The sequence below is a fragment of the Clostridium sp. OF09-36 genome, assembly GCF_003481985.1.
GTDB lineage: Bacteria > Bacillota > Clostridia > Lachnospirales > Lachnospiraceae > Brotaphodocola.
Window position 1 is genome coordinate 1 of sequence record NZ_QUMD01000047.1, and the last position, 10,285, is coordinate 10,285.

7 protein-coding genes and 3 pseudogenes are annotated in these 10,285 nt (G+C 44.0%); 9 read left to right on the top strand and 1 reads right to left on the bottom strand.

The features are described 5' to 3' along the window. The first annotated feature begins 188 nt into the window (after window positions 1-188). The 5 genes and pseudogenes from DXA97_RS18860 to DXA97_RS18875 all read left to right on the top strand — a co-directional run bounded on the left by DXA97_RS18860 (window position 189) and on the right by DXA97_RS18875 (window position 6,753). Window positions 189-2,195, top strand: a complete 2,007-nt coding sequence (locus DXA97_RS18860; protein WP_243107769.1) for a transporter substrate-binding domain-containing protein — start codon at window positions 189-191, stop codon at window positions 2,193-2,195. After that, window positions 2,138-3,019 carry an ATP-binding protein gene (locus tag DXA97_RS18865; RefSeq protein ID WP_147355608.1) on the top strand — a complete coding sequence of 294 codons (882 nt, stop codon included), beginning with the start codon at window positions 2,138-2,140 and terminating at the stop codon, window positions 3,017-3,019. The genes DXA97_RS18860 and DXA97_RS18865 overlap by 58 nt, the downstream gene beginning before the upstream one ends. 201 nt (window positions 3,020-3,220) lie before the next feature. Then, window positions 3,221-4,951 (top strand): annotated as a pseudogene (locus DXA97_RS22515) (transporter substrate-binding domain-containing protein); the annotation flags it as partial. Between the two features lie 15 nt (window positions 4,952-4,966). After that, a complete protein-coding gene (locus DXA97_RS22520; protein ID WP_347561707.1) occupies window positions 4,967-5,905 on the top strand; it encodes an ATP-binding protein in 939 nt (312 codons plus the stop codon). A gap of 509 nt (window positions 5,906-6,414) precedes the next feature. Beyond that, the gene (locus DXA97_RS18875; protein ID WP_118721408.1) at window positions 6,415-6,753 is read left to right on the top strand and encodes a hypothetical protein; all 339 of its coding nucleotides are present in this window, start codon (window positions 6,415-6,417) and stop codon (window positions 6,751-6,753) included. Here DXA97_RS18875 and DXA97_RS21715 read toward each other — a convergent pair. Next, window positions 6,740-6,871: a hypothetical protein gene (locus DXA97_RS21715; protein ID WP_279221205.1), complete on the bottom strand. Its 132-nt coding sequence runs from the start codon at window positions 6,869-6,871 to the stop codon at window positions 6,740-6,742. The two genes, DXA97_RS18875 and DXA97_RS21715, sit on opposite strands and share 14 nt — an antisense overlap. A 74-nt stretch (window positions 6,872-6,945) precedes the next feature. On the opposite strand from DXA97_RS21715, the pseudogene DXA97_RS18880 reads away from it, so the two are divergent. From DXA97_RS18880 to DXA97_RS18895, 4 genes and pseudogenes are all read left to right on the top strand, one after another. Next, window positions 6,946-7,218 (top strand): annotated as a pseudogene (locus DXA97_RS18880) (phage holin family protein); the annotation flags it as partial. Between the two features lies 1 nt (window position 7,219). Continuing rightward, a pseudogene (locus tag DXA97_RS18885) lies at window positions 7,220-7,561 on the top strand (N-acetylmuramoyl-L-alanine amidase); the annotation flags it as partial. Between the two features lie 143 nt (window positions 7,562-7,704). Further along, window positions 7,705-9,048 (top strand): transporter substrate-binding domain-containing protein, encoded by a 1,344-nt coding sequence (locus tag DXA97_RS18890; RefSeq protein WP_118721409.1) that lies wholly within the window; start codon window positions 7,705-7,707, stop codon window positions 9,046-9,048. After that, window positions 9,048-9,833, top strand: a complete 786-nt coding sequence (locus DXA97_RS18895) for a response regulator (RefSeq protein ID WP_118721410.1) — start codon at window positions 9,048-9,050, stop codon at window positions 9,831-9,833. Before DXA97_RS18890 ends, DXA97_RS18895 begins: the two co-directional genes overlap by 1 nt. Window positions 9,834-10,285 lie beyond the last annotated feature (452 nt).

The following is a 10,285-nucleotide window of genomic DNA, read 5'->3' on the forward strand; positions in this document are numbered from 1 at the left end:
AATAAAACCGTGGGACACACGGGGATAGCTCGCTTATGCTTTGCCCTATCGGGCAATCGAACGAGAAGCCCCCACTTCAGGCGCTAGCTAAGTGGTGGGAGTATGTCACCAGCAGCAGACGGGATTTCATAACGGATATAGCTTTAGGGGATACACAATAAAAAGGGGACGGAGCATAAGTGGGAAGAATGGACAGAGAAACAGAAAAACGGATAAGAAAAAAAGATAAGAAAAAAAGCTTATGGATTAGTATTTTGGTACTGCTCATGCTGCTTTTGGTACCGGCTTCTGTTCATGCGTCTGAAATGAAAAGCAATGGAAAAACAGCTCAGGCAATGGAGAAAGAAAATAAAACCGTGAGAGTTGGCTATTTTCCATATGCCAATTTTCAGGAAGGCGGTTATGGGGAACACAAGCAGGGAGCAGGCTATGAATATCTCCAGAAGATTTCTTATATAACCGGCTGGAAGTATGAATATGTCTATGGCTCGTTCAAAGAGTGTCTGGATATGCTGGCAGATGGAGAAATAGATATACTTGGAAGTGTCAGTTATACACCGGAAAGGGCAGAAGCAATCAGTTTTTCTGATTATGCGGAGGGAACAGAACGATATTGGATCTATACCAGGGAGGATCATTTGAACCTTACGGATGGAGATTTAAAGCAGCTGAATGGCTGCCGTATCGGCGTTGCGGATGGAAGCTGTCAGAAAAAACTTCTGGAAAAATGGCTGGACAGCAATCAGCTTCATGCAGAGATTGTTGTCTGCAAAGGCTATGATGAAATAATAAAAAAACAGGATGCAGATGAACTGGATGCATTCGTGATCCCGGCACTATCTGTCGACAGTGATTTTATTGCAATTGCTAATATCGGTGTAAGTGACTGCTATTTCGGTGTATCAAAATCCAGACCGGATCTGTTAGAGGAATTAAATTCTGCCCTGGAAGAAATCAACAATACAAAAACGGACTACAGCAGCAAGCTGTATGCCCGTTATGAAGGGAAAGCAGCCATAAATTATGCACTAAATATGGAAGAAAAACAATGGCTGGCTGCCCATGAAAATACCATACGTGTGGGGTATCTAAAGGATAATCTTCCTTTTTGCGGTGAAGAAGACGGAAAACTGACAGGAATTCTCGGAACCGTTCTGGAGACTGTTCAGAAAAAATATGAAATCACGATCCAGGCAGTTCCCTGTTCCACGGGCATACAGATGAATGAGGCATTGCAGGCTGGTGAAATTGATATTGCCGGTCCTATCATTCAGGATTTTTATACGCAGGAACAGTTTCAGGTAGTTTTGACCGATAAAATCTTTGATATCACGCCGGTAGTTATTTACAAAGGAAATGACTACAGCAGCAGTCTCTCCGCAATCGCAGCAACAGAGACCTCACTGTATTCTGAATTGATGGTGTCCCTTCTTTTTCCGGACGCCGAGATCAAACAATATGACACACAGGAAGAATGCCTGGAGGCAGTAGCAAACGGAAAAGTGGGAGCAACTGTTATTCCGTCTTCCAAAATCAATCTTCTGAATGAAAGTTCATTGACCAAAAGTCTGTCATTTGCAGAGATGGCAAAACGGCAGGAATTAGGAATGTTTACGACGAGAGGAAACAGAAGAGCAGCTACCATTATCAATAAAGCAATTGATCAGTCCTCCGATATTCTAAATGGCGTTGTCCTTGCACTGAATTCTGTTTCAGAAAAGAAAATGACCCTGCAGGATGTCCTTGCAGAGTATGCCGGTTTAGTGACCGGAGTCTCCTTTGCGATTATTTTTGTACTTCTTCTTCTGGTTTATTCGCTTTTGGTAAGCAGGAAAAAACAGATGGAAGCATTGAAGGAAGCACAGAATGCAAATGCGGCGAATATTGCGAAAACAACGTTCCTGAATCACATGTCCCATGACATCCGGACACCGATGAATGCGATCGTCGGATTTACCGATATTGCCTTGAAGCTGAAACCGGACAGGAAAGTGGAAAATTATCTGAAAAAGATCAGGCAGAGTTCCGAATATCTGATGACCCTGATAAATGATGTGCTGGATATCAGCCGCATTGAAAGTGGTAAACTGGAATATAAACCAGTGCCGGTGGATTTGGGGGATATGTTAATACGGTTTTGTCGATTGCAAGAGGCTATACGGAAAACCGCGACCTTATTTTTACGGTTTCAATAGAAAAACTTAAAAATCCTTATGTGATGGCAGATGAACTCAGGATCAGGGAGGTATTGCTCAACATTATCAGCAATGCAGTCAAATTTACAAAAGATGGAGGTACCATTTCATTTGCTGCAGAAAGCCGTCCGGGTAAAGATGAGCAGCATATCATTGTGCGCTTTCGCATATCAGATACCGGAATTGGTATGAGCGAGGAGTTCCAGACCAGAATATTTGATGAGTTCAGTCAGGAAAATAACGGAGCAAGAACCAGCTATAAGGGAACCGGACTGGGGATGGCGATTGCCAAACGGTATGTAGATCTTATGGGTGGAAAAATTGAAGTCAGCAGCAGACAGGGCGTTGGCTCGACATTTACTGTCGAAATTCCATTGCTTATAGCAGAACATGTACCGGCTGAAAAGGAAGAAAAGCTCAGGAACGATATTGCTGTACGTGGTTTACATGTCCTTTTGGCAGAGGACAATGATTTAAATGCAGAGATAGCCGTAACTCTATTGGAAGAAAAAGGGATGATCGTAACCAGGACTGCCGATGGAAAATCTGCGCTCACGCAGTTTTGCAATACAGCTCCGGGGACCTTTGAGCTGATCTTGATGGATATCATGATGCCGGAAATGAACGGATATGAAACAACAAAAGCCATAAGGAATATGCCGGATCGCCCGGACGGAAAGAAGATTCCCATTATAGCAATGACAGCAAATGCATTTGCAGAGGATATACAGGCAGCTTTGGATGCCGGGATGGATGGTCATGTGGCAAAGCCAGTCGATATGGGTGTGTTGCTGTCTGTCATCACAAAATATATAAAACGATGAAGAACCTGGCGGTTTGAGGGAGAAAACAACAATGTATAAACGTAGAAAAAAAACAGCCGTACTATGTGCAGGAATATTTGCGGTTTAGGGAATGTGGATACTATGTTCCGTACATTGCTGGGCTGCCGAGACGCAGTATGATGACAGGCAGCAGACCATTCATGTCGGTTCATTTGAGGATACCTCGATTATGTTGATGAGTACGGGGTTAGACGCGGCTTCGGCTACGAACTCATGCAGGCTCTGGCAGGCTATACCGGATGGAAGTTTGAGTATGTGAAATGTGACTGGTCCAACTGCTTTGATAAGCTTGAAAACGGTGAGATTGATATCATGGGAGATATTTCCTATACCGATGAACGGGAACAAAAGATGCTGTATTCGGAGGAACCAATGGGAGAGGAAAATTATATCCTCTATGCCGATCTGTCAGATACAGATGTCGTGACATCGGATTTTCGGTCTATGGACGGGAAGCGCGTAGGCGTGCTCTTAGGTACAGAGCCTGAAGTCATGCTGACAGAATGGGAAAAAAAGAATGGCATACATACAGAACACGTAAATGTATATAATAATGACGATGTCGAAAAGAAATTGGCGGATCATGAGATTGATTGCTTTGTGTCTCTGGAGGAATCCTTCTGGTCTGAACAGGGAATCTCATCCGTTACCACGGTGGGAAAATCAGGCATATATTTTGTGATAAACAAAGAGCGCAGCGATATCAAGGCGGAGCTGGACTGGGCTATGCGTCAGCTGGAGCAGGACAGTCCGTTCTTCCGGGCAGATCTGTATAAGAAGTATTTTGCGCTTGATTACAGCCAGAGTCTTACTGGCAAAGAAAAGGCATGGCTGGAGGAGCATGGCAGCATCCGGATCGGATTTATGGACAATGCTCCGTCGGTTTTTTCCATGGATGAAGAGACCGGCAGGCTTACGGGTACGCTGTCGGAATATATTTCTTATGCCGTAGACTGTCTGGGGAATCAGACACTGAAATTTGATATACAGGCATATGAGAATTATGAAGAAATGCTTCAGGCCTTACAGGATCACGAAATTGACATGATTTATTATGTCGGCAGAAATCCTGATTTTGCGGAGAAACATGGCTTTACGCTGACAAATGCAGCCTGGACCTACAGCCTGATGGCGGTAACGGATGAACAGCATTTTAATGAGAATGAAGTGTATACAGTCGCTGTACCAGGGAAAAATGAGGCCTTAAAACAGCATATTATGTTCAGCTATCCTCAATGGAGACTGGTCAGTTACGATTCGCTTCCGGATGCGGCAGATATGCTCATGAATGAAAAGGCAGACTGTTTTCTCCTGGGAACCAGTAAAGCACTGAAATATGATAATCATCAGGATTTCAAGAGCATTCCGCTTACAAAAACAATGGAGGCCTGCTTTGCCGTGAGAAACGGAGAGGGAACTCTTTTGACGATACTGAATAAAACGCTGAAGACCATGCCGTCTGATATGATTATGAGTGCACTGGCAATCTATGACAGTACGGCGGATAAGGTGACGTTTTCTGATTTTATAAAAGACAATCTGCCGGTTGTGTTTCTCACTTCAGGGATATTTACATTCAGCATTATTGGTGTTGTCCTTGTACTTTTAAGAAAGGCCAGGAAGGCAGAAGCTTCTGCAAAGCTTGCTGCAGATGATACACAAAAGCTGAATGACAGGCTGGAAACCGCCCTGAAAAAAGCAGAGGCGGCCAGTCTCGCAAAGACCCGTTTTCTTAACAATATGTCGCATGACATCCGAACTCCTATGAATGTCATTCTGGGCTATGCACAGCTTATGGAGGATGAGCTGAAAGAAAAGGACCTGCCGGAAACAAAAGAACATCTGGAAAAACTGCAGCAGTCCGGAAAGCTTCTTCTGTCCATCATAAATAATGTACTTGATATGGCCAGGATCGAGAGCGGGAAAATGGAGATTGATGAGAGCTATAGCCGGATTGAAGATATCCGTCAGTCTGTGTTTACAGTTTTTGATGCCGAAGCAAGGAAAAAGAAGATTGCTTTTCGTTACTCGGTGAGTGTAGAGCATGAGCATGTACTGACGGATGTTACCAAGGTAAAAGAGATATTTGTCAATATCCTGAGTAATGCCATGAAATATACTCCTTCCGGTGGCTCTGTTACGGTAAGCCTGGAGGAACTGCCATGCGATGAGCCTGGATACATGATTGTGAGGACCAGGGTAAGCGATACGGGAATCGGTATGAGTCAGGATTATCTGACAAGGATTTTCGAAGCCTTTACCCGTGAGAAAAACACTACAAGGAGTAAAATTGCTGGAACCGGACTTGGAATGTCCATTGTAAAGAGATATGTGGACCTGCTTGGTGGAACAATACAGGTAGAGAGCGAGCTCGGAAAGGGCAGTACCTTTACCGTTACGCTGAAACTCAAAATAGCAGATGAAAGCTATTATGAAAACAGGCAGATCGAAGATCCTGAAACAGGCACGGAAATCCTGGAAGGCAGGAATGTCCTTATAGCAGAGGATAATGATCTGAATGCGGAGATTGCAGAGGCAGTCCTTAAGCGTGCCGGTATGAAAACAGAGCGCGTGGTGAATGGCATTCAGTGTGTCAACATGATAACAAAAATGCCGGCGGGCACCTATGATATGATCCTCATGGATATCCAGATGCCTGAAATGGATGGCTATGAGGCAGCACGGGCAATCCGGCAGCTGCCGGATCGGGAGAAGGCATGTATCCCGATCATTGCAATGACGGCAAATGCATTTGAGGAAGATAAGAAAGATGCCATGGCAGCCGGAATGAACGGTCATATGGCAAAGCCGATCCAGGTAGAACAGCTGCTGTCAATGTTAGCGGAAATGATGTGCAAAAAATAATACCTTTTTTAGCTGTGGTTGCCCTCCTGGACATTCTCTGCTATGATAGAATACAGTCTCGTCTTTGACAGTCCAAATTTGAAAAACACCGCTGGAAGCCTCATTTTATATAGCTTTCTCAGCGGTGCCTTTTCGTTTTACTATATAGTCTTTTTTCCTACCAGATATGGTTTGGAAAAATTTTTTATGATTTTACAGGTGGCTGTTTGCTCAGTTTCTGAATCTCCTTCATTTTTCGCTTTGTAATAAATTCATAATCCGTTTCAAACCCACATATTTTGTGTAAGGCATCTGTGATAGAGTTGCGGATAATTCATCGAGGCCATGCTGCATCGGAAACTCAGCACGGCGGATATTCTCATTGATGATCACACGCCGAATTTGCACCGCCGGGAGGAAGCGGGCGGTCTTGGCGTGAAGTGGCTGAACGAGATCAATGGCAATAACGGTCGCTTTGAGGGTGCACGTGTTGGCAGTACGGAAGAATTACGCGAGGTGCTGGATGCGGCATGCGCGGGATTTTATTGCCAAGCGGGAAGCTCCTGCTTTCGTCAAGCATTTGGACCTATATCGTAGATGATGACATCGTGATTAATGGTTGGTATTTCCTGGACGGCGAACCCAAACTCTATGTCAGAGATACACCTGATACAAGTTCTGTGGCATGGGGACGAAATCAGATGAGCAGATATAAGACCTATGCTGCCCGAGAGTGGATGTACCGATATTCGGAATACACTTTGTATCGCGAGCTCTACCTGTTTACACCGCATCTTGCTACTATCAACAACCTTGGATCTCCGGTCATCAAGACCGCAGATAAGACCATGAAAATCACATTTTATTAGAGAGCGTATGAAGAATCGTTTCGGGCTTTTTCTTTTTGCTCCAAAGTACGATAAGTGCCAACACATGGTTTCTGCCATCGAGGTAACCAATATTATATACATTTTCTAATGCGTTCATTATAAAACCCTCCGTATTCGAAGATAGCATAGAACACGGAACGAGGCTCGTCCATTCACTGGACGGTATAGAATGCCGTTGCGGACAAGAACCTCTCCAGCGAGGTCGGCTTTAAGGGAATCTGCCGCAAGGTGCTGATTTTCCTGCTCGTGGGCATTGCCAATGTGCTGGATGTGCAGGTGATCGGGACAGGCAGTGTGCTGAGAACTGCAGTGATTTTCTTCTACATCTCCAATGAGGGAGTGAGCCTTCTGGAGAACGCAGCTCATCTTGGCCTGCCTGTGCCGGAGAAAATCAAAATCGTATTAGAGCAGCTCCATGACAGAGCAGAAAGCGAGGATAAGTAAAATGGGATATACAAACAGTTCTCTGGTGTCCTACACCAAGCTCAGTCCGAACCACTCCGGGCAGCGTACGCACAGTATCGACCGCATCACGCTACACTGCGTGGTCGGTCAGTTATCAGCTGAGAGCATCTGCGGATGCTTTACCAGTCCGTCCAGACAGGCAAGCTGCAATTATGGCATTGGCAAAGACGGCCGAATTTCTCTCTGCGTGGAGGAAAAGAACCGCAGCTGGTGTTCTTCATCCAATGCCAATGACCAGCGTGCCGTCACCATCGAGTGTGCCAGTGATATGTTAGAGTCGTATGCGATGAACAGAGCCGTCTACGATTCTCTTGTCAAGCTCTGAACCGACATCTGCAAGAGAAACGGCAAGAAAAAGCAATTTTGAGAAGTTAAAGATTGACTGTGACTTCTACGAAAGATATACTATATTTGTGATTTTATAGGTATCAGGAATCTCATACAAAGGAGATATTAAAAACACATATGAAAGATAATGTAGCAAAGGTGATCTATCGGCTGTTGCTTGTGATTACCGCAATTGTAACTGCCATTATTGTGGGCTTTACAATTGTTCAAATGGGTGTTTTTTCACCAGAACCGAAAGTAGAAGTAACGGCCAAGTATACAGGTAAAGATGTCCCAGAGTTGCGAATCGCTACGGACTATGATTTTTGCCCAAACGCATATATCAACAGCAAGGGCGAATTGTCCGGGCTATATATTGAAATTATGACAGAGCTTGCGAATCAACTGGAAATGAAACCAGTGTTTCTGACAGACAATTGGCTTGGCTGTAGAGCGAAATTGGAAAGCGGAGAGGCAGATGTCCTTCTTGGGCTGGAAATATTCTCCAACATGAAAGGGACGCTGCATACGATTCCAATGGCATCAGATGAATTGTGTATGTTTGGCAAACAAAAGGCACTAAGTGCTGCTGCGCTTTCTGGTAAACGGGTTTCCATTATGGCACGCTCCGTAATCATAGGACTTTTTGATTTGCAATGTGAATATGTGGAGTACAATACAAACACGGAAATCCTTCAGGCTGTGGAAAACGGAGAGGTTGATTTTGCCATCTGCCATAGTGCAGTCGGAGAAAAAATCATTGAAAACAGCAATCTGGATTTGGTAAGGGGCGCATCCATTATGAAGAGCTTTCCGTCAATCGCCGTAAAGGATACCAATCCGGAACTGCAGGCCAAGCTGAATACAGCCCTGCAGGCCATGGCTGAGGATGGAACACTGTACAAGCTGAAAACGAAATGGATTATAGATTTCACACGAAATCACACTCTCGATTATGTCTTGGAGAATAATCAGGCGTTCTATATTATTTCAGTCATGTCAGTTATTCTGCTTTTGATTATCTCCGCAGTATTTCGGATGTATGCAAGCAGTCAGGAGCGGCATATTAAAGAACTCCTGGTTTACCAGAAGAATCTGGAAGATTCTAACGTAAAGGCAGAGCGTGCCAATCGTGCAAAGTCTGAATTTCTTTCCCATATGTCTCATGATGTTCGAACACCGTTAAATGGAATCGTGGGAATGTCAGGGATCATTCGAAAGAATATTACGAATCCACAGCGTATTAAGGAATGTTTGGATAATATAGATATTGCATCCGGTCATCTTCAGTCCATGCTCAGTGATGTTCTGGATATGAGCAAATTGGAAAGCAGAGAAATTGAATTGGAGCATGTTGCTTTTTCTCTGGACGAGGAGTTAGAAAATGTGCAGGCAATTGTGATAGGTAAGTTGCAGGAAGGAAACATAGATTTAATCATCCGGGATGACCAGGTTCAGCATCGCTCCTCATCGGAAGTGTGATGCATTTTCGCAGAATACTGCTCAATCTCCTCAGCAATGCAATCAAATATTCTAAAGAGAACGGACATGTACAGACAATCGTTTCGGAAATAGATGGAAACAGCGAAAATAGTACTGTTTTAGAGATAAAGGTGCAGGACGATGGTATCGGAATGAGTCGGGACTTTATCGAGAATGACCTGTATAAACCTTTTACGCAGGAACATAAAACAGCACGCACAAAGTATAAGGGAACAGGTCTTGGAATGGCAATTGTCCATGAACTTGTAGATGCAATGCAAGGCACCATTCAGGTGGATAGTGTTCTGGGGAAGGGGACAACCTTTACTGTTACGTTGCCGTTTGAAATTGGTGTTCCACCGAAATGGCAGGAAGAAAAAGATGATAAGAGCGGAGATCTTCAGGGGATGCACTTGCTTGTGGTGGAAGATAATGATCTGAACCGTGAAATTACACAGTGCGTTTTAGAAGAGGCCGGGGCAGAAGTCGAGACTGCAGCAGACGGAAAGCAGGCAGTGGAAATCTTCAGCAGCGCAAGAGAGAGCTACTATGATGTAATCCTTATGGATATCATGATGCCAGTTATGGATGGTATAGAGGCCACCAGAACGATTCGCAGTCTGGCCAGAAAGGATGCACAGAACATTCCCATCATTGCTGTTACAGCAAATGCCTTCACGGAGGACAGAAAGAAAACGGAGGAAGCAGGCATGAACGGGCATATTTCCAAGCCGATTGATGAGAAAAAACTGCTGGGTGTAGTGGCGAATTACAAAAAAGCGTAAGTGCATTTTATGAAGATGGTCACATCGTGACAAAAAACTTAACAGGCTGAATAACTGGTATAGAAGCAATGCCCATCGAGGAGTCAAATCCTTGGTGGGCATTATTTTTTTGCCTTTCAGTTCTTAAAGCGTGACCTTTTGTCCTTTCACCTGTAGAGGGCAGACAACACGATATGCACCCTCGGAACGGAGGTCATAGCATGACAGAATCACAGAAATAACAGATTATATCCTTCCGCAGACAGGGCATCGGATATTTGAAAAAATGCACGCCGCATTCTCGTTACTTTAGTGATGAGTTAGGCGTACAAAAAATATAAATAAGAATCGAACATACATTCGTATCTTGGCAATACATATGGTATACTATAAATATGGATAATAATATATTTAATATTAAGGAAAATAGTCTTTCGTATGGTAGAGGTTATGTTTATTCTTTACAGTATCAT